Annotated in this window: 16 protein-coding genes; 6 read left to right on the top strand and 10 right to left on the bottom strand. The window is 44.0% G+C overall.

Annotated elements, in window-relative coordinates; genetic code table 11:
• Nucleotides 1-153: 153 nt before the first annotated feature.
• Nucleotides 154-1,437, bottom strand: coding sequence for an alpha/beta fold hydrolase (locus tag HDC91_RS17470; RefSeq protein WP_183554389.1), 1,284 nt, complete (start codon nucleotides 1,435-1,437; stop codon nucleotides 154-156).
• Between the two features lie 201 nt (nucleotides 1,438-1,638).
• Here HDC91_RS17470 and HDC91_RS17465 point away from each other — a divergent pair, with 201 nt between their 5' ends.
• Complete coding sequence (locus HDC91_RS17465; RefSeq protein WP_183554387.1) at nucleotides 1,639-4,074, top strand: outer membrane beta-barrel protein; 2,436 nt, start codon at nucleotides 1,639-1,641, stop codon at nucleotides 4,072-4,074.
• Nucleotides 4,075-4,203: 129 nt separating this feature from the next.
• Here HDC91_RS17465 and HDC91_RS17460 read toward each other — a convergent pair whose 3' ends face one another.
• Both HDC91_RS17460 and HDC91_RS17455 read right to left on the bottom strand, forming a co-directional pair.
• On the bottom strand, nucleotides 4,204-4,422 hold the full coding sequence (locus HDC91_RS17460; RefSeq protein WP_183554385.1) for a KTSC domain-containing protein: 219 nt from the start codon (nucleotides 4,420-4,422) through the stop codon (nucleotides 4,204-4,206).
• A gap of 39 nt (nucleotides 4,423-4,461) precedes the next feature.
• Nucleotides 4,462-4,845 (bottom strand): DUF1634 domain-containing protein, encoded by a 384-nt coding sequence (locus tag HDC91_RS17455; RefSeq protein WP_255476781.1) that lies wholly within the window; start codon nucleotides 4,843-4,845, stop codon nucleotides 4,462-4,464.
• Nucleotides 4,846-5,114: 269 nt separating this feature from the next.
• On the opposite strand from HDC91_RS17455, the gene leuS reads away from it, so the two are divergent.
• Nucleotides 5,115-7,940, top strand: a complete 2,826-nt coding sequence (gene leuS / locus HDC91_RS17450) for a leucine--tRNA ligase (protein ID WP_183554383.1) — start codon at nucleotides 5,115-5,117, stop codon at nucleotides 7,938-7,940.
• Nucleotides 7,941-8,112: 172 nt separating this feature from the next.
• Nucleotides 8,113-10,680, top strand: a complete 2,568-nt coding sequence (locus tag HDC91_RS17445; protein WP_183554381.1) for an outer membrane beta-barrel family protein — start codon at nucleotides 8,113-8,115, stop codon at nucleotides 10,678-10,680.
• Between the two features lie 132 nt (nucleotides 10,681-10,812).
• Here HDC91_RS17445 and HDC91_RS17440 read toward each other — a convergent pair whose 3' ends face one another.
• The 7 genes from HDC91_RS17440 to HDC91_RS17410 all read right to left on the bottom strand — a co-directional run bounded on the left by HDC91_RS17440 (nucleotide 10,813) and on the right by HDC91_RS17410 (nucleotide 18,217).
• A complete protein-coding gene (locus tag HDC91_RS17440) occupies nucleotides 10,813-11,205 on the bottom strand; it encodes a type II toxin-antitoxin system HicB family antitoxin (protein ID WP_183554379.1) in 393 nt (130 codons plus the stop codon).
• Nucleotides 11,198-11,461: a type II toxin-antitoxin system HicA family toxin gene (locus tag HDC91_RS17435; protein ID WP_183554377.1), complete on the bottom strand. Its 264-nt coding sequence runs from the start codon at nucleotides 11,459-11,461 to the stop codon at nucleotides 11,198-11,200. The genes HDC91_RS17440 and HDC91_RS17435 overlap by 8 nt, the downstream gene beginning before the upstream one ends.
• A 243-nt stretch (nucleotides 11,462-11,704) precedes the next feature.
• Nucleotides 11,705-13,003 (bottom strand): phosphopyruvate hydratase, encoded by a 1,299-nt coding sequence (eno, locus tag HDC91_RS17430; RefSeq protein WP_183554375.1) that lies wholly within the window; start codon nucleotides 13,001-13,003, stop codon nucleotides 11,705-11,707.
• 105 nt (nucleotides 13,004-13,108) lie between these two features.
• Complete coding sequence (locus tag HDC91_RS17425) at nucleotides 13,109-13,846, bottom strand: DUF2490 domain-containing protein (protein ID WP_183554373.1); 738 nt, start codon at nucleotides 13,844-13,846, stop codon at nucleotides 13,109-13,111.
• A gap of 169 nt (nucleotides 13,847-14,015) precedes the next feature.
• On the bottom strand, nucleotides 14,016-15,134 hold the full coding sequence (locus HDC91_RS17420; protein WP_183554371.1) for an ABC transporter permease: 1,119 nt from the start codon (nucleotides 15,132-15,134) through the stop codon (nucleotides 14,016-14,018).
• A gap of 72 nt (nucleotides 15,135-15,206) precedes the next feature.
• On the bottom strand, nucleotides 15,207-15,971 hold the full coding sequence (locus HDC91_RS17415; RefSeq protein WP_183554369.1) for an ABC transporter ATP-binding protein: 765 nt from the start codon (nucleotides 15,969-15,971) through the stop codon (nucleotides 15,207-15,209).
• A gap of 380 nt (nucleotides 15,972-16,351) precedes the next feature.
• Nucleotides 16,352-18,217, bottom strand: a complete 1,866-nt coding sequence (locus HDC91_RS17410; RefSeq protein ID WP_221262257.1) for a DNA mismatch repair protein MutS — start codon at nucleotides 18,215-18,217, stop codon at nucleotides 16,352-16,354.
• Between the two features lie 28 nt (nucleotides 18,218-18,245).
• On the opposite strand from HDC91_RS17410, the gene rlmH reads away from it, so the two are divergent.
• From rlmH to HDC91_RS17395, 3 genes are all read left to right on the top strand, one after another.
• Nucleotides 18,246-18,719 (top strand): 23S rRNA (pseudouridine(1915)-N(3))-methyltransferase RlmH, encoded by a 474-nt coding sequence (rlmH, locus tag HDC91_RS17405; RefSeq protein ID WP_183554365.1) that lies wholly within the window; start codon nucleotides 18,246-18,248, stop codon nucleotides 18,717-18,719.
• Between the two features lie 126 nt (nucleotides 18,720-18,845).
• Nucleotides 18,846-19,757 (top strand): cation diffusion facilitator family transporter, encoded by a 912-nt coding sequence (locus HDC91_RS17400; RefSeq protein ID WP_183554363.1) that lies wholly within the window; start codon nucleotides 18,846-18,848, stop codon nucleotides 19,755-19,757.
• Nucleotides 19,758-19,986: 229 nt separating this feature from the next.
• Nucleotides 19,987-20,409: a Dabb family protein gene (locus HDC91_RS17395; RefSeq protein ID WP_183554361.1), complete on the top strand. Its 423-nt coding sequence runs from the start codon at nucleotides 19,987-19,989 to the stop codon at nucleotides 20,407-20,409.
• Nucleotides 20,410-20,521: the final 112 nt, after the last annotated feature.

Below are 20,521 nucleotides of genomic sequence, written 5' to 3'. Positions count from 1 at the left end.
TGCAGATTACAAATGTGCAGATATGCAAATGGTTCATTTCGCATCGCATATCCGTGCATATTTTCAAATATGCAGATGATTCGTATGTATACACTTATTATGACATCTGCACATCCGCATATTTACACATCTGCACATTTGTAATTCAGACATCTACTTCAATCCCTTTACAAAATTAACAATGCCGCTTACAAGTTCGGGTTTTAATGGCAGGTCGGGTTTATTGTAAGTCGCAATGTTCTGGTTCCTATCGGCAGGGGCCTCTTTTAAAACATGGTTCATACCCGGTATTATAACCAGCGTAGCTTCTGATTTGGCTTTTTTTAATAATTTCGCGTCGCTAACCGGAACCTGTATATCTGTAGTGCCTTGTAATATTAATACCGGTATCTTTACTTTCTTCATTTCTTTGGCAGGATCATATCTGAACCACGACAAAAGGTAAGGCTGAATATCCGGCCTGGCTATGGCATAAAGTTTTGGGTCGATATTATCAGTGAATTTCCCCCTTTTCAGGCTATCCAGCATCACTTTAAAATTATCCTGCAGGTACTGCGGCATCGATTTAACCTGTTCAGTTACGATCTGATCTGCGCGGCGGCCCGCTCCCGCTACAGATATGAACGCGTTTACAGGCTGATCGCGAACGGCCAGCAAACCCACAAGCGACCCTTCGCTGTGGCCCAACACTATCACTTTTGAAAACCGATCGTCGCCACTCAGCTGGTTTATCAGGCCAACAGCATCATCTACATAATCTTCAAAACGCAGTTGCTTCTCTTTTGTAGTAGATACGCTCTGGCCAACAAGGCGCTTATCATAACGTACAGTGGCAATACCATTTTTACCCAGTTCGTTAGCCAGCATTTTGTAAGTGTTACCATTTAAGCCCAGTTTAGGGCTGTTACCATCGCGGTCGGTAGGCCCCGAGCCGGCAATAATCAGCACAACCGGTATTTTACCGTTAACGTTTACGGGTGTAGTTAAGGTACCTGATATCGACCCTGAAAATGTTTTAAGCAATATGGGCGTTTCTTTCAGCGATGCATCAAGCGCTATTGTTTTTGCTTCCTCTACGTCAGGGCTAAGCAACAGGCCCGTCATCTTACCCTGGCCATTGAGCGATATATTAAGCAAAAAAACAGCGTTATCAAACGTTGCCTTGTAAACTGCCAGTGGCTGATTGTATTTGACGAAATCTGTGCTAACTAAAGCGCCCAATTGCGATTTTAACTGTATGGTAGTAGGTTTAAACTTATCAAGCGGTAAGCTGGCCTTCATTTCGGGGCTAAACATATTAAAAATGCTATCCGGCTGGTTACCGTTATAAAATTGTTTAAACTTATCAGCCGCCGCTGTATAATTTGCCGGGGCATCCTGGGCTTTCGCAATAGCTGATGCAAGCACGATAAATGCTAAAAGGTATATTTTTCTCATATCGTATCCAAAAGGGTCACTGTTGGCGAAATTAATAAAATTGATAGGGAATTTGCTTTAATATATCTACAATAACTAAAAGCAACATTTAATATTATAATACGTAAAACACTATGTAGCATAATTAACATTGTATTATTGTTGTTATATTTAATTTTTTTTGAGGGCTAAACTATAAGGAAATTTCTACGAGGTACATTAATGAGGGTCAAATTTGGATGCTTTTTTATAGCTGTCCTGGCAGGTTTATTTAATTTTTGTTACGCCCAAACGGGTGCATCTGCCATACGAGGCAACGTCTTTTTACAAAATAATCAGCCTGCCGATGCCGCGACCGTTATTTTATTATCGCTGCCCGATTCGGCCGTTGTGATGTCGGCCCTGGTTACTGAACAAGGTGCTTATCAATTTTCTGATATTAAACCCGGTAATTATTTAATACTTACCACAAGGCTTGGGTATAAAAAGGCTTTTTCAAAAAATTACACGCTTGCCACGGGGCAGGTGGTAACAGCTGTTCCGATCATCCTGTCGCCTGCCAGTAACCAATTAAAGGAGATATCTATTGTCGCAAAAAAGCCGTTTATTGAAGTAAGGCCCGGCAAAATGGTTATTAACCCGGCGTCCAGTATAATATCCGCCGGACAATCGGTATTGGATATACTAAGGCAATCGCCAGGCGTACGGGTTGGCAATAACGACAACGTAAGTATTAACGGGCGACAGGATGCCCTGGTATTGATTGATGGAAAAGCCACTAACCTTACGGGTGCCGAGTTGGCCGCGCTTTTAAAAAGCACCCAGGGCAGCAGTATAGATAAGGTAGAAGTGCTGACCGGCGGCTCGGCGAAATACGATGCAGCGGCCGGCGGTATCATTAATATTATTTATAAAAAAGGCACAAACATAGGCACAAACGGCACGTTTAGCGCTTCGGCGGGCTATGGCAGGTATTATAAGGCAAATACGGGGCTTACTTTTAATCATCGGGCTGCCTTCTATAATATTTTCGGAAGCTACAACGTAAGTGCCAATAAAACCTGGAAACAGCTATACACGGGCCGGGGCATTAACTACGCCGGGCTGCAAAGCAATTATAACACAACTTATAATAGTGTACAAGAATATCAGAACCATAACTTCCGGCTTGGTACCGATTTCTTTTTGTCGCCGGGCAACAGCATCGGCTTTCTGATAAGTGGCCTGGTTAACAATAACACCTTTGATAAGAATAACACCCTGACCATATTTAACCGGGGCATGCTTGACTCTACCATACTTGCCAATTCAACTATAGACCGCGACATCAGCAATATCAACTACAATATAAACTACACCGGCGTTTTAGATAAAGCCGGCAAAGCGCTTAGCGCCAACTTCACCTATACCCGGGCCAACCGACACTCTGCAGAATATATCACCAATCGTTTTTTTGACGGCGATGGCAGTGTTTACCGGGACCCGCTGTTGCTGCAAAACATCTCGCCAACAAAAATGAAAAACTGGACGGCGCTGCTGGCCTACACCAACCCGCTGCCGAAGGATGCAAAATTTGATGCCGGTTTTAAGTTCAGCCGTACAGTAAGCGATAACAACCTGGTATTTGGCCCACAGATAAACGGTATTTATACTGCTGATCCGGCTTACACCAATTACTTTATATTTACCGAAAATGTTGGCGCCGCCTATGTAAATTACACCGGCAAGTTTGGTAAGTTTTCTTTAGATGGCGGCTTGCGCGGAGAATACACCCGTAATAACGGCAACTCTGTAACTAATAACACCCAAACGGCGCGCAATTATTTTAACGTTTTCCCTACAGTGTTACTGACTTATAGTTACAATGACAAAAACGACTACAGCATTGGCCTTACGCGCGGCATTGAACGGCCAACATACGATAAACTAAACCCTTTCTTGTCGTTTTTAGATCTGTATAATTACCAGGCCGGTAACCCCTACCTGCTGCCCGACTATAGTAACACCTTAAGGCTTAGTCATACGTACAACCAGGAAACCGTTACGTCGCTGTATGCTACGCTGCTCACGGGTGCCGCGTTCCCCTTTTATGAGCAGGACGATGCAAGCAAGGTTATACTTACCACCGATGTTAACCTTGGGCGCGTGTATACCTACGGCCTTAACCTGGGTACACCGTTTAAATTCACATCGTGGTGGAGTAGCCGTTACGATATTGATGCCTCATATCAAAAATATGTGGCCTATCGGCAATATGGCACCCTGAACAAAGGCACCGGCGACCTGATTGTACAATGGTGGCAAAACTTCGCGATGAGCAGCAACTTTGCGGCAGAACTATCGGGCAGGTACGAAACTGCCACCTTTTACGGCATTAACAATGTAAGGCCAAACTATTATGTTGATGCCGGTATAAGCAAACAAATATTTAATAAGTTAGGTAAGCTAAGCCTTGCGGTTAACGACATATTTAAAACCAACCAGGACCGCGTGTTTACCAATTATCAAAACCTGGACCGTGTGATGACGGATAGGCGGGAGTACCGCAAGGTTACTTTAAGCTTTAGCTACCGCTTTGGCAAAACAAGTGTAAAGGGCGCCGCCAGCCACGTTACCGGCAGCGAAGACGAGCAAAAAAGGATGCGCCTTAATAATTAGCGTTAATTAGGATAAGCACACGCCTCATCCCAACCCTTCTCCAAGGAGAAGGGCTTTAAAAAGAAAAGCTTCCCGATTTTGACAGCAAGTCCTCTCCTTTAGAGAGGATTTAGGTGAGGCTCAAACGAATTAATATTCCACTTTCTTTTCAGGATATTTGCCTCTGATTTTGGTTGAAAAAAAGTTTCCGCGCGATTCGCTGTCCAAAAACCTTTTATAGATAGCAGGCTTAACGTTAGCATATTGCCATACGTCGCCATTTTCCCTAAACTCGAGTTCAAGGATGTGCTCTTCAGCATCGTAGCCAATACTTTTTAACGCCGATGATTGTACTGCCTGCCTGCGCATAACTGATAAACCATTGCAACTGCAAAATGGTTTTTAAGATCAGCCTGCATACCCGCTAAAAGCGCTGATAAGGATGATAAGCAGTACTATAAAGGTAATTGCGGTGTATAAGCGGTCTTTCTCAATAATAAAGCCCACAGCACTGAACGCTACCCTGATAATAGGCGTTGCTATCAGTAAAATTATACCCATTTGTATAATGGCCCTGCCCCGCAACGCAAATACACCATGTATAACTCCCGACGCGCTTTGAACAAACGCCGGTACGCCCTTAAAGTCGTGATAATTTGGTACAGATTGCCCATGGCGGTACAAATAGATAACGCCGCCGATAAAAACCACGATCATAGATATGAATACACCGGCCCGCAGCACCCATCCTATTATCACCTGCATATCTTTATCTTTAAACTTCTGCATCATTAAGCCGGCAGGTATCGTTCTATCGCCCGATACCAGGGTCGAAAATAAGTGTTAAATAGTGGGCTGCCAACTTTAATGTTAACCTATATATTATATAGACTTTGTTGAAAACCAAGCCTCTCCCCGGCCCTCTCCACGGGAGATGGGGTCAAAAAACCTTCCCTGCAGATGAGTAAAGTCGCCCCTATCGGGGGAGATTTAGAAGGGGCTTATAGCTGATGTTAGAGCAGTTTTTACTATTTTCGCACCTCATTACGGTAAATAAGCAAATGGACTATCAATTTAAAGATATAGAGCAGAAGTGGCAGCAGTTTTGGGCCAAAAATAAAACCTTCAGGGCCGAAAATAAAACCAGTAAACCCAAGTATTATGTGCTGGATATGTTCCCCTACCCATCGGGTGCGGGGCTGCATGTTGGCCACCCGCTGGGCTACATAGCATCTGATATCTTTGCCCGTTACAAGCGACTCAAAGGCTTTAACGTATTGCACCCTATGGGCTACGATAGCTTTGGCCTGCCTGCCGAGCAATATGCCATACAAACCGGCCAGCACCCCTCAATTACTACCGAGGCCAATATTGCCACTTACCGCCGCCAGCTTGACCAGATAGGTTTTTCGTTCGACTGGGAACGCGAGGTGCGCACCAGTTCGCCGGATTATTATAAGTGGACGCAGTGGATATTTATGCAGCTGTTTAACAGCTATTACGATAAAGATACCGATAAAGCCGAAAGCATTGCCAAACTGGTAGCGCATTTTGAAGCTAAAGGCTCCGCCGGCATAAATGCCGTATGCGATGAAGAGATTTTGAGCTTTACCGCCGAAGAGTGGAAAGCGATGGGCGAGCAGCAGCAACAAGCCGAGCTGTTAAAGTACCGCCTTACTTACCTGCGCGAAAGCACGGTAAACTGGTGCCCGGCATTGGGCACCGTATTAGCGAACGACGAGGTGAAAGACGGCTTTAGCGAGCGCGGCGGATACCCTGTTGAACAAAAGAAAATGATGCAGTGGAGCATGCGTATTACCGCTTATGCCCAGCGCCTGCTGGAAGGTTTGGATACCATTGACTGGCCCGAACCCCTTAAAGAAATGCAGCGCAACTGGATAGGCAAAAGCGTTGGAGCCAGTGTTAAGTTCCCGTTGGAAGCTTCAAAAGAAGGTCCTACCCCCCTCTCCTTTAGAGAGGGCCGGGGTGAGGCTTCTTATATAGAAGTCTTCACTACCCGGGTAGATACCATTTTCGGGGTAAGCTTTCTGGTAATAGCGCCCGAACATGAGCTGGTTGCAGAATTGACCACGCCTGAGCAAAAGGCCGATATTGATACCTACATTGCCCAAACCAAAAAGAAAAGCGAGCTTGACCGTATGGCCGATACCAAGACCGTATCGGGCGCTTTCACCGGCAGCTATGTAACCAACCCGCTTAACGGCGATAAAATACCCGTTTGGATAGGCGACTATGTTTTGGCAGGGTACGGTACCGGCGCGGTTATGGCTGTACCCAGCGGCGATCAGCGGGATTATTTATTCGCTAAGCATTTTAACTTGCCGATCATCCCCATCATCGATATACAAAAAATTGATGATGAGGCCGACCCAACCAAGGAAGGTAAATATATCAACTCCGACTTTATGAACGGCCTGGGTTATAAAGAAGGCACCGCAGCCGTTATTGCCAAACTGGAAGAATTAGGCGCCGGCAAAGCCAAGGTAAACTTCAGGATGCGCGACGCAATTTTTGGCCGCCAGCGTTACTGGGGCGAACCAGTACCCGTATACTTTAAAAATGGCCTGCCTTATTTAATTGAGGAAGAACATTTACCGCTGCTACTGCCCGAAATTGATAAATACCTGCCAACCGAGAGCGGCGAGCCACCATTAGGCCGCGCTACCGGCTGGAAACATCCTGAAGGGGAATATGAACTGAGCACCATGCCCGGCTGGGCCGGCAGCAGCTGGTACTGGTACCGCTACATGGATGCCCATAACGATCAGGAATTTGCATCGCGCGAAGCAATTGAATACTGGAAAGATGTTGACCTGTACATTGGCGGCAGCGAACATGCTACCGGTCACCTGTTGTACAGTCGTTTCTGGAATAAGTTTTTAAAGGATATTGGCAAAGTAGTTGAAGAGGAGCCTTTCAAAAAACTCATCAATCAGGGGATGATACAGGGGCGCAGTAATTTTGTGTACCGGATGATAGACGAAGAAGGCAGGGGTACCAACACCTTTGTCTCGCACGGGTTGATCAAGGGTTACAAAACATCGCCCTTGCATGTTGATGTCAACATTGTAGAGAATGATGTGCTGAACCTGAATAAGTTTAAAGCCTGGAGGGATGATTTTGCCGAGGCTGAATTTATATTGGAGAACGGCAAATATATCTGCGGTGTTGAAGTGGAAAAGATGTCGAAATCCAAATTCAACGTGGTTAACCCCGATGACCTGATAGCCCGTTACGGCGCGGATACCCTGCGTATGTACGAGATGTTCCTTGGCCCGCTTGAGCAAAGCAAGCCATGGAACACCAACGGCATTGAGGGGGTGTTTAAATTCCTGCGTAAGTTCTGGCGGTTGTTCCATGATGCGGAATGGAACTTTAATGTTAGCAACGAAGCCCCAACTAAGGCCGAGCTGAAATCGCTCCACAAGATCATTAAAAAGGTGGAGGAAGATATCGAGCGTTTCTCGTTCAACACCTCGGTATCCAGCTTTATGATAGCTGTTAACGAGCTTACGGACCTTAAATGCAACAAGCGCGCTATCTTGCAGGATCTGGTAGTTGTACTCGCCCCTTACGCCCCGCATATTTGCGAGGAACTTTGGGTATTGCTGGGTAACCCCGCGGGCAGTATATCAACTGCCGCCTATCCAAAATTCAACCCGGATTATTTGGTTGAGGACGAGTTTAGCTACCCGGTTTCTATCAACGGTAAAATGAAAACCAACGTTAGCTTATCATTAACAATGGAAACAACCGATATTGAAGCCGCCATCCTAGCAAACGCTGATGTACAAAAATACCTTGACGGCAAAACTCCTAAAAAGTTAATAGTAGTGAAAGGCCGTATCGTAAATATTGTTATATAAATAATATATAGTGCATTATACCCCTGTATGTTGTAAACAGCAACATGCGGGGGTATTTTATTGAAGCTTAGTGTAACATGTACATTACAGTTGTATATTATTTACATAAATCAGATTTATGCCTGTAACATTTTAGGCAATTTCGCCTCCAATTACAAAAATCAACAAAAACATGAAACGTGTACTTTTACTTATAATAGTTATTTGCGCCACCGTATCGGCCAAAGCCCAGTTTGGGGTTGGCGGAGGGGGCTCATCCGTAGTCGGTAAAATATCGGGTACGGTTATAGACTCGCTTACCAAAAAGCCAGTTGACTATGCTACCATCAGCTTGTTTAAAAGCGGTGCAAAAGCACCTATAAATGGTGTTCTTACCGACGAAAAGGGCCACTTCCAGATCAATAACGTGAAGGCCGGAAAATACAAGGTAACCATCTCGTTCATTGGCTACCCCTCAAAAACCTTCGATCCGGTTGAAACCACTGCTTCAAAGCCCGATAACGATATGGGCGACCTGGTGATCGCGCCAAGCGCTAAAGCGTTAAAAGAAGTTGCCATTGTAGGCCAGGCGGCACTTATCGAAAACAAAATAGATAAGATAGTTTATAACGCCGAGAAGGACCTTACCGCCGCAGGTGGTAACGCAACAGACGTATTGCAAAAAGTTCCGTTGGTATCGGTTGATATGAACGGTAACGTAGCTATACGTGGCGATGGTAACGTTAGGGTGCTTATAAATGGCAAGCCTTCGGGCGCTACATCTGCAAGCTTAAGCGATGTGTTAAAAACCATCCCTGCCGACCAGATCAAAAGCATTGAAGTGGTAACTTCTCCGTCAGCAAAATACGATGCCGAAGGTTCTGCAGGTATCATCAATATCATTACCAAATCTAAAAACGCATCGGGCATAAGCGGTTCTGTTAGCGGTGGAGTTGGTACCCGCCAAAACAACGGTAACATCAACCTAAACTACAGCAAAAACCGTTTTAACTTTTCGGCAAACTTAGGTGGTAACCTTACCTGGCCGCAAACCATGACCACAATTTTTGACCAAACCATTAACACCGGCGCTTTAAACCGCCGTAACCTTAACAACACCAGCAGCGAAACCAAGCGCCATGGTGCAAGGGGTACATTTACGGCCGGCTACGAGTTTAATGGTTTTAACAGCATTAACAGCACTATTGCCGTAAACGATGGTGGCTTTAACACCAATGGCGGCGGTAATTACAGCATTGAAGACTTCGCCACCCCTGCAAACAGTATTGATTATATAGGTAAAACATTAAATCACAACAAATTTAGCGGGTTTGACTGGAACCTTGATTATACGCATAAGTTTAAGAAAGAAGGGCACGAGTTGACTGTATCGGGCCAATGGAGCCACAGTATCATCAAAACAGATTACTCTACCTTATATACATCGCAGCAAACCACACCTGCAATTCCGCAGCCAAACCAAATGGGTAGTAACGATGGTAAAAACAACGAGTACACTGCCCAGGCAGATTACAGCAACCCTTTAACCAAAAGGTTAAAGCTTGAGGCTGGCGGTAAAACCATACAAAGGCGTATAAGCAGTATTTACGATATATTTTCGGTAGATGCCGACGGTAACAACCCGGTGTTGGATGTAGAAAACTCTAACTTATACAACTACAACCAAAACGTATACGCAGGCTATAGCGTGTTTACCATCACCTTACCCAAAAACTTTTCGGTATTGGCCGGTTTCAGGTACGAGAATACACAGATAAAAGGTGACCCCAAAACACCGTATGCCAGCAACGATAACCAACAGGAGTTAAATCCGTTTACGGCAAGCTACAACACTTATGTACCAAGCTTAACGCTACAAAAAGTTTTTGGTACAAATACTTTCAAATTATCATACAGCAAGCGTATACAAAGGCCAAGCCTTTTTGTACTTAACCCTTTTATAAACAGGGCCAGTTCACAGGCACAATCGGTAGGTAACCCTAACCTGGCGCCGGAAGTATCGCAAACTGTTGAATTGAATTATAACACCTTTATCAAAAGCTCGGTGTTAAACTTTTCGGTTTATTATAAAAGAACGAATGACCTGATTGAAGGTATAGCCGTGCCTATTGACGAGATAGTTGATGGCAAACACGTGGTAGGTACACGTACTGTACAAAACAACGTAGCGCTAAATAATTCGTTAGGAGCAAGTTTCTTTGGTTCGATAAACCCAATCAAACCTTTAACACTTCGCAGCAGCATAAATGTGTTTACCTATAACCCTACGGTTTACGATCAGTACGCCGGGTCGGTAAATCAGGACGCGCTGAAAACCCGCGTTCAGTACACTATGTTTGGCAGCGCGCAATACACTTTCCCTAAAGACTTTATATTTGAGGCTTTTGGTTTTGTTAACTCGCCGCGACGTACCATACAGGGTAGCAGCCCGTCGTTTGGTATTTATGCTTTCGGTATTAAAAAACAATTCATGAACAAGAAAGCTTCGCTTGGCTTTAACACTGTGCAGCCATTTGCGGTTAACAAAGCGTTCAACCAAAATATATCAAGCCCGGGTTTCACCCAGATCAGCCGTACACAGTTCCCTTTCCAATCGTTTGGTATAACGTTTAGCTACAGCTTTGGTAAGTTAAACTTTAGTAACCCGCAGCAAAAGAAAAAGAAAGGTGTTAATAACGACGACCAGATACAAGGGGGTGACCAAACCGGCGGTGTTGGAGCCCCTGCAGGCGGACGTTAATAGCCCATAATTATAAATCCATAACAAAGAAGCCTCTTCAATTGAAGAGGCTTCTTTGTTTAAAAAGGGATTTTATGATCCGCCGTTATTGTTTGCACCACCAACCTTTAAGCCGGTAGACAAGGACAAAAGTTATGCGTGTTCTAAAAGCGGGCCTTGCGTACCATCAATAGCTGTATCAATTTCTTTCTTATGATTGAGAGTATAAGAAAGTGCTACCTTAACAAATTCGTTTAATGTTATGTTATGTATAGCTGCATACAGTGCAGCTTCTTTATGAAGCGTAGATGGGACGCGAACATTAAATGTTCCCTTGTAAGTTTTATCCGGCTCTTTCCCAGCCTCTGCACATGTTTCTAAATAATCTTCTATTGCTTCTTCAAAAGAGGTTTTAAGTTCTGTGACCGATGAGCCCTCGAAGCTTACCAAATCATTTATCCCTAAAACCTTTCCAAAGAAAACTTCATCAGTTGCGCTAAATTGCACTGATGCATAATAATTTTTGTATTGTAGGATGTCATTCATCTTGTATATGACCCTTTTCTTTTAAATGAGAGATAACTTCCTTTATCGCATAAGTTTTAACAATGTTACCGGGGTGAGGCTTATGAAGTGTTATAATATTCTTACTTGCATCAACAAATCTTCTTCTCAAACCTCCGGTTTTACCACCGGTTAATTCTTCGTAGCCATAAGCGGCTACAACTTTACATAACTCATCCCACGTTAAATCTTTGGGAACAGATAATAAGCGACTGATTAATTTGTCTTGTTTGGTCATGATCTGATGACTTAAATTCTTTGATTCGGTTTTTCATACAATGCTCCTCAGGCTTTTAACAATTTAACAATTTAACAATTTAAGCTTACAAACTTCTTTAGAGGTTATCGCTTGTAGTTTAACAAAAGTAAAATAATAGAATGATAATTGCAACTACATATTAGTTGCAATTATCATTCAACAAAAAAACCGGTTAATAAATTAACCAGTTTTTGTCAAATTCATACCTCTCCAGACGGAGGATTATTTCTTATTGTAGTATTTAAAGTCTTTACCGATAAAACGCGCGGCTTCGCCCAATTCTTCTTCAATACGCAGCAACTGGTTGTATTTGGCGATCCTGTCTGAACGTGATGCCGAGCCGGTTTTGATCTGGCCGCAGTTTAGGGCAACCGCAAGGTCGGCAATGGTAACATCTTCGGTTTCGCCGCTGCGGTGGCTCATTACCGATGTGTAACCGTTAGTTTGCGCTAAGGTAACTGCGTTTATGGTTTCGGTTAACGACCCGATCTGGTTAACTTTTACCAGGATAGAGTTTGCGGTATCGGTAGAGATACCTTGTTGTAAACGTTTTACATTGGTTACAAACAGATCATCCCCTACTAACTGTACTTTGCTGCCAATACGTTCGGTCAGTAGTTTCCAGCCATCCCAGTCATCTTCGGCCATACCATCTTCAATAGAAATGATCGGGTATTTTTCGGTAAGCTGGGCAAGGTACTCGGCCTGCTCTGCACTGCTGCGGATAGCGCCTTTATCGCCCTCAAATTTTGTATAATCGTATTTACCGTCTTTATAAAATTCAGAAGCGGCACAGTCAAACGCCAGGCAAATATCTACGCCCGGTGTGTAACCTGCTTTTTCTATCGCCTTTAAAATAGTTTCAACACCATCTTCAGTGCCTTCAAAGGTTGGCGCAAAACCACCCTCGTCGCCAACCGCTGTCGAAAGGCCCCGGTCGTGCAATATTTTTTTCAGGTTATGAAATACTTCGGTACCCCAGCGCAGTGCTTCAGAAAAAGATGAAGCGCCAACCGGCATGATCATAAACTCCTGGAACGCGATAGGTGCGTCAGAGTGCGAACCGCCGTTAACAATGTTCATCATCGGGATAGGAAGAGTATTTGCATTTACGCCGCCAATGTAGCGGTATAAGGGCTGGCGGCTTTCCTGAGCAGCAGCCTTGGCAACCGCTAACGAAACACCAAGTATGGCGTTGGCGCCCAGGTTACCTTTATTTTCTGACCCATCAAGGGCTATCATAATAGCGTCAATAGCATTTTGCTCAAATACATCAACACCCTTTAATTCAGCTGCAATTTTTTCATTTACGTTGTCAACGGCTTTTAAAACACCTTTGCCCATGTAAACCGCTTTGTCGTTATCGCGAAGCTCAACAGCTTCATGCACACCGGTTGAAGCGCCTGATGGCACTGCAGCACGGCCAAGCACACCATTTTCTGTAATTACGTCTACCTCGATGGTAGGATTGCCACGGGAATCAAGTATCTGGCGCGCATGGACATCAATTATCAAGCTCATAGTTATTGTCGAATTTTTTTGAATGTAATACTATACTAATTTGGTCGGCTAAGTTAAGCGCAAAAACAGGAAATACCAACGCAAATTTTGCATTTGTAATCATTATTAATCGTTTGTGGTCGGCAAACGCTCGTGGTCGGCAGTGTTTTTACGGTTTATACGGTACATCAGCGTAAACATCATATTATTTTTAGCGCTGCTTGTTACCGGTGTATAATTACGCTGGTTTATCCAGCCGGCCTGCAGTATCCATTTTTTATCAAACTGGTAGCCCAACGCTGCCGATACACGGTTACGTTCAAAGTTGGGCACTTCGTTAGTAAAGAAGATTTCATCAAAAACTGATAAGAACCAAGTTTTGGCCACTATTTTTTTATTGTTAAGTGGTACAAACATGTTTAGCCTGTAGCGGAAACGGTTGCGGTAATCGCCGTTTACCCAGCGCTGCTCCACCCGGTAGCGATGCTCAAATTTTAAAGGGGTTAAAAACTGGTTAATGGTCATTTGCTCCCAAACCCTAAATTCGTTGGTAAGCGGTCCTTTACCCAGGTCAAAATAATCGTAAGTATGGTAGGTACCTGTACCCAACAGGGCGATAAAATTTTTATCGATATCGTAGCTTACGCCCGCTTTGGCTTCGTAATATTGAAACTGGCTAAAGCCTGCGCCGTTAGTACGCCCTTGAAACTCGGTATAGCCCCCCCAACGGTGTACACTATCGCCGGGCATAACAATGGTTAAAATTCCCCATGTACCTGTTTTTGAATCTTGTGCGTTAACTTTTGATAAACATACCGTTAAGATAATAAGCGGCAATATTAAGCGTGTGATATTCTTTAACATTTGATTAATATTATTTTAATGCAAATGTATTTCCTGATTGTTACCTGCGTGTTAAGTACACAAGTGTTAATATTATTAAAATGTTAAGGATTACGCCTAATGTTAAATTAGTGTTAACAAAAAAGACGCGAAGTATCGCGTCTCTACATATTTCTTTTCCTGCTCTATCCTACTCCCATTTAAAGGTTTTTACGGCTACGGCGTAAATGCCAATGCCCCACAGCAGCAGGATAAACAGCTGGTGCGTTACATCGCCCAAGCCCGCCCCTTCAAAGGCGACCTTACGCATTGCATCATTTAAATGTGTTAGCGGCAATACTTTGCTTATATGCTGCAGCCACGTTGGAAAGGCAGTTATTGAAAAGAACGTGCCCGACAGCAAAAATTGCGGCAGGGTAACAATATTGGATAGCGGCGGCACTGTACTTTCGTTTTTGGCTATGCCGGATATGGTGAACCCGAAACCCATGAAAATGATGAGCCCTATTGTGCACAGTAACAGCATATTGGCTACCGTTGCAATGCCGTGAATAAGTGTGAAGCCAAAAACGTAATGTCCTATCATGATGATGAATAGCGCACCCAACAACGAGAACACGATACGCGCCAGGGCCTCGCCCAAAACTATACTGTACCTTTTTACCGGGGTGGCAAAAAAACGCTTAATAACCAGGGTTAGCCTCAGGCTTATAAAAACGAAAGCTGTACCGAACACACCGCTGCTTAACAACGAAAAACCTAACTGCCCGGGCAATATAAAATCGATGTATTTATATTCACGGCCTGTTACAATGGTTTCTTTAAGCTCAACCGCAGGAGGTATCTTTATACCCGAATACGACTGGATCCGGCTTAATTGCTGCGATTGTATGTTGTAAAAGATGTTTTGAAGCATCGACCGTAATACAGCGCTCTTATCGCCCGACGCATGGCTGTATTGCACGTTCATATTGATGCTTTTGGGCGGATTGAATGGTGTAAGATGAATAATGGCATCCAGACTGCCCTTTGCCAGGTTGGCGTTCATCTGATCGGTGCTTTGGTTTTTTATTAAATGCACCATGTTAATTTTTTGCAAGGCTTTATAAACAGGGTTAAGGGTATCGCAGCCCTTACTTACACCTACATCTATGGTCATACCGCCGCCGCCAATATTGGCAAACACCACTATAAATATCAGCGGGAAGGCTAAACTAAATACCACTGCCGAGGGGCTGCGTAAAATAGACCGAAAACTGGCCCTGGCAATGGCCAGTGTAGCGCGGGTGTTGCTGTATTTTGGGTTCATTGGTTCAATAGTTCATTTGTTTATTGGTATTAATGCGTCTGCAAATTGATAACTAACAACTGCACACTGCTCCTAACTTTCGCGCCACTCCTTGCCTGTCAGGTTTATAAATACATCCTCCAGGTTGGCGCCTTTGGTTTGTTTTTCGCGCTCAAAGCCGGTGGCTACCAGTTGGTCAATAAAATGGTCGGGCGTATCTATGCCGATGATATGGCCGCCGTCAACAAAGGCTACACGGTCGCAAAGTACTTCGGCTTCGTCCATATAATGAGTGGTGATAACAACAGTAGTGCCTGCATCACGTATCTCGCGGATCAGGTCCCAAAGGTTACGGCGGGCCTGCGGGTCAAGGCCGGTTGTAGGCTCATCTAAAAAAATAATGCGCGGGTTATTTATTAATGTAGTAGCGATAGAAAAACGCTGCTTTTGCCCGCCGGAAAGATCTTTGTATTTGGCTTTCGCTTTATCGGTAAGGGCAACCTTCTCCAGCATCTCTGCAGGCGTTTTACTTACCCCGTATAACCCGCTGAATAATACAATAAGTTCTGAAAGATTTAAGTTTGGATAATACCCGGCGGCCTGCAATTGTACGCCTATACGTTTTTTAATACTATCTGCATCCGTCCCTATATTGAACCCGTCAACCATTATCTCGCCTGACGTCTTTTCGCGCAGGGTCTCGATAATTTCCAGCGTGGTGGTTTTGCCTGCGCCATTTGGACCTAGCAGCCCAAATATCTCGCCTTCGTAAACCTCAAAGCTGATGTCTTTTACAGCTTGAAACTCGCCATAATTTTTAACCAGGTTTTTAACTGTAATAATAGGTTGGTTTGCCATGATGTAAATATCAGATGTATTAGTGTGATATACAAGCCCGGAGTGGGCCATTCCGTCCCCGCTAACTCTCGCCTGGCAGGGAGTTTTAAATGCTCTTTCCGGTGAGGGTTTGGGTGTGCCTTACTGCGGCCCGTTCGATATTTAAAATATCAAATGGCCTAACAAACTAATTAAAACAACAGCTTTTGAAAGCAGGGCAACTATTGCCGTAAGTACAGGTAGTGTTAATAAAGTTGTCATGATGTTTAGTGTTTTACACTACAAATGTGTATCAAAACCAAACTTTTTTACAGGGTTTTTAGGTGAACATATCCAAATTGTCGGTAAACGTATTCTTATAAAGAATAAGCGCAGGTATTTTAAAGGTTGGCATCTAAAAACTATTCTCCAACCACATCAATACCTATCTGTTTTAGCAGCAGCGATGCATTAAATGTTTTACATTCACCATGCTTTAGCTTATAGTCAAACAGCATTTCGCCGTTTTGCACCTTTATATCAAAGTAATAATTACGTACGTAATTGGGGTACTTATCTTCAAGCCGGGCTATCTGCAAATCGTGCGTAGCAACCATGCCTACTCCTTTTTTACTAATGAGCTGCTCGATGACCGCCTTGCTGCCCAGGTATTTATCCATGGAGTTGGTGCCGCGCAGCATCTCGTCAATTAAAAAGAACACGCGGTGCTCATGCTCAACAGCACCCATCAGCATCTGCAGACGGTCTAGTTCGGCCTTAAAGGTTGATGTACTTTCATTGAGCGAATCCTTTATGCGCATATAGCTTACTATCGTGATAACCGAAACTTTCATTGCCTTGGCGCATACGTTTGCCCCTGCCAGGGCCATTATCGTATTGATACCTACCGTACGCAAAAAAGTACTCTTGCCAGCCATATTACTGCCGGTGATAATATCGATGCTATAAGTATCGCTCAACTCATAATCGTTATCAACCCTGTTTTCGCGGATAAGCGGATGGGCAATATTTTTAGCTGTAAGGGTGTAACCTTCAGTATCAGCAATTGCCGGGCAAACCCAATCCGGGTAGTTAATGGCAGTTACAGCTACACTTATAAGCGCCTCAAACTCGGCTATTACTTCAAAGGCAGCCTCCAGACTTTCATGGTTATTTCGTTTCCAGTTCTCAATAGCTATGATCTGCCTGATATCCCACAGGAAAAATAAATTGAGGATAACGCCTACAATAATATTAAGGTGATAATTGAGCTTGTTGATCAGTTCGGATAGCTCCTGTATCTTTTGGGATGTTTTATCATTCTTTAGCTTTTGAGCGAGATTATTGGAATAAGCAGCGGTCCACTCCTCACCGTGTATCTTACTGAACACGCCGGCGTATTTACCCAGCATGTTGCCAATTTTATCGGCTATCAAGTCGGCCTTTTTAATATACGACGCTTTTGACGCTACAATGCCCAAATTGACAAGTCCTATTGCAATGGCAAGTATTTTCGCCGGTGCGTAAAAGCACGCTGCAACAATTGCTGCGAGTAATATATACGGCGCGAGCAACGCATATTTTGCCAGTCCCTTTTCGTCCGGCAGGTTCAACGGCAGCCGTAAATAACTGAATAATTTATTCAAGCGGGTTATGTCGCCATCGTTACTGAACAGCAGCAGGGCTTGCAGCTCTTTTTTCCAATTGTGTTTGGCGGCTATTTCTTTCACTGCTTGCTGCCTGGCTAGTATGGTTGGTTTATCGGCGGGGGCATTTAACCACGAAGCTAATTTGTCGTTACCGGTAGCAGTAGACGAGCGGTTGATCAGGTTATACAACGATGCATCACCAAAAATATCCAGATCAGAACTGTAGAAGTGTTTTTCATTGCAATAACGCTGGCCATTATTATAAAGGTTAATGTTGCCTTGCAAACTGTTTATCTCGTTCAGGTTTATGCTTTCCAGGTCGAGGTAGTAATCGCGCCGGCGCTCGTATTCGCTTTGGCGGGCAACCAGCCAGGCAAAAGCCGCGAGCAATATCACAATTGCCACGGCCATAATGGTAAAATCGTCGTTGGCGATTGTTAAGTACACCGAAAATATCATCAGCCCGAAAATGGCCAGCCTTAACAGCGAATAGGTGTTGGCTTGCGTTTTATATTTATCGGCTTGCTGCTTTGCCTGCGCGGCGGCTTGCGTATAGTTGTTTATAATATCCTGTTCCATGTAGCTTTGCAGCTTATAATAGGTAATTTTGCCTTCAATGTTACAACAATAAGAGCACATTTATACTTTATAAGTTACAACTCTGTTAATGAAAATTACTTTTATCACCGTTGGCAAAACCGAAGATGCCTATTTAAAAGATGGTATTGAAAAGTATGTAAAGCGCCTTAAGCATTACACGCGCCTGGAGATGGCGGAGATACCCGAGCTTAAAAACACCAAAGCCCTTACCGAAGATCAGCAAAAGACCAAAGAGGCGGAACTTATCCTCAAAAAGGTTAATCCGCAGGACCATGTGATCCTGCTCGACGAGAACGGTATGGAGTTCACTTCGGTACAGTTTGCCAACTATATCAACAAGCGCTCGGTATCGTCATCAGCAAACCTGGTTTTTATTGTTGGCGGCCCCTATGGCTTCGATCAATCTGTTTACCAACGCGCCAACGATAAGCTGTCCCTAAGCCGCATGACCTTTTCGCACCAAATGGTACGCCTGTTTTTTGTAGAGCAGCTATACCGTGCGTACAGCATTATAAAGGGCGAACCATATCATCATCAGTAAATGGATATGCAGATGTGCTTATGAAAAAGTATCTGTAAATTCTTAAATTCTATAAATTCAGGTACAGACATTTATTTGCACATTTGCATATCTGCATATTAGCATATTAGCATATTTATTACCCTCATGCACGACCACTCCCACCACCATCACCACGACCACGCACCGAAGATCGATCACCTGAACAGCGCCTTTATCTGGGGCATTGCGCTTAATTCGGCTTTTGTTGTTGTCGAGGTGATCTACGGCTTTATCAGCGGTTCATTATCGCTGCTCACCGACGCGGGGCATAACCTCAGCGATGTGGCATCGCTGGCGCTGGCCTTACTGGCCTTTAAACTTGCGAAAGCAAAATCAAATAAGGTTTATACCTACGGATATAAGCGGTCCACCATCATTGTGTCGTTTTTTAATGCGGTGATACTTTTGGTAGCCGTTGGATTTATAGTTTACGAGGCTGTGATGCGCTTTATACACCCCGAGCCTATTGCCGGCGGCACCGTTGCCTGGGTGGCTTTTGTGGGGATAGCCATTAATGGTTTTACTGCCTGGCTGTTTGTAAAAGATAAAGATACCGACCTGAACATTAAAGGTGCTTATATGCACATGGCGGTAGATGCTATAGTATCATTGGGGGTAGTGATATCGGGCATCGTCATTTATTTTACAAAACTGGAATGGATTGACAGCGCGGTGAGCATCATTATCGGCATTGTGATATTAACCGGCACCTGGAACCTGCTTAAGGATAGCCTGCGCCTGGAGATGGACGGCGTACCAAAAGAGATGGACCTTAAAAAAATAAAGGCCGAGCTGATGAAAACTAAAGGCGTGGTAGACATTCACCACATGCATGTTTGGGCGCTAAGCACTACCGAAAATGCCCTTACCGCTCACCTGGTGATAAGCCCCGAGGATATGGGAATCTTCGACGAAATTAAACACGACCTGCGCCACCGGCTGGAGCACTTATCTATAAGTCACAGTACTTTTGAACCCGAGTTTAGCAACGAAAAATGCGGGCAGCCGGATTGTTAGACTGATTTGATGAAAAGGATCATTATAATATCAGGAGCATTATTTTTTGCCATAGGCATGTCGGTTTATTATTTATTACTGATAACCAAACCCATGTGCGAGCCTTGCGCAGAAGGCGTATACTGCCCACCCTGCGTTAATGAATACCAAAAATTAATTATAACAGGTGGAGTGATCGTTATCCTTTTTATTATTTTTAGAATGGTCTATTTAATTAGAAAACAAGAACATGAGCACAACCAACCGACGTAAATTTATAGCAACCGCTGCTACCGTTGTAGCCGGGACCGCGGTTGCATCGGCTATGCCCTCAATAATAAAACCCACTATCATGACAAACAGATACCCAATTGTACACCACGCGCTTTTCTGGTTAAAAAACCCAAACTCTAAAGAAGACCGCGACAAACTGGTAGCCGGAGTTAAATCTCTTGGCAAGATAAACGTGATAAAAGAACTGCACGTAGGCGTAGTGGCCAGCACCGAAAAACGCGACGTGGTTGATAACAGCTGGGGTGTATCCGAAGTGATGTTCTTTGCCAGTCTTGAGGACCAGGCCGCCTACCAAAGTCACCCTATCCATCAGCAGTTTATCAAAGATCACAGCCACCTTTGGGAAAAGGTGATTGTATATGATGCGGTAGACGCGTAGCCAGAACTAAACTCCATGTCATCCTATGTTTGTATAGGAGTTGTTTACAAGGAGAATAAGAATAATTTTATTGCAGAAGAAAAGGGTAAAGAGAAAAGATTAAGGCGTGTCA

It is taken from the genome of Mucilaginibacter sp. AK015, assembly GCF_014200785.1.
Lineage (GTDB): Bacteria > Bacteroidota > Bacteroidia > Sphingobacteriales > Sphingobacteriaceae > Mucilaginibacter.
The sequence above is the reverse complement of the archived record's forward strand: the minus strand, read 5'-3'. Positions and strand labels throughout refer to the sequence as shown.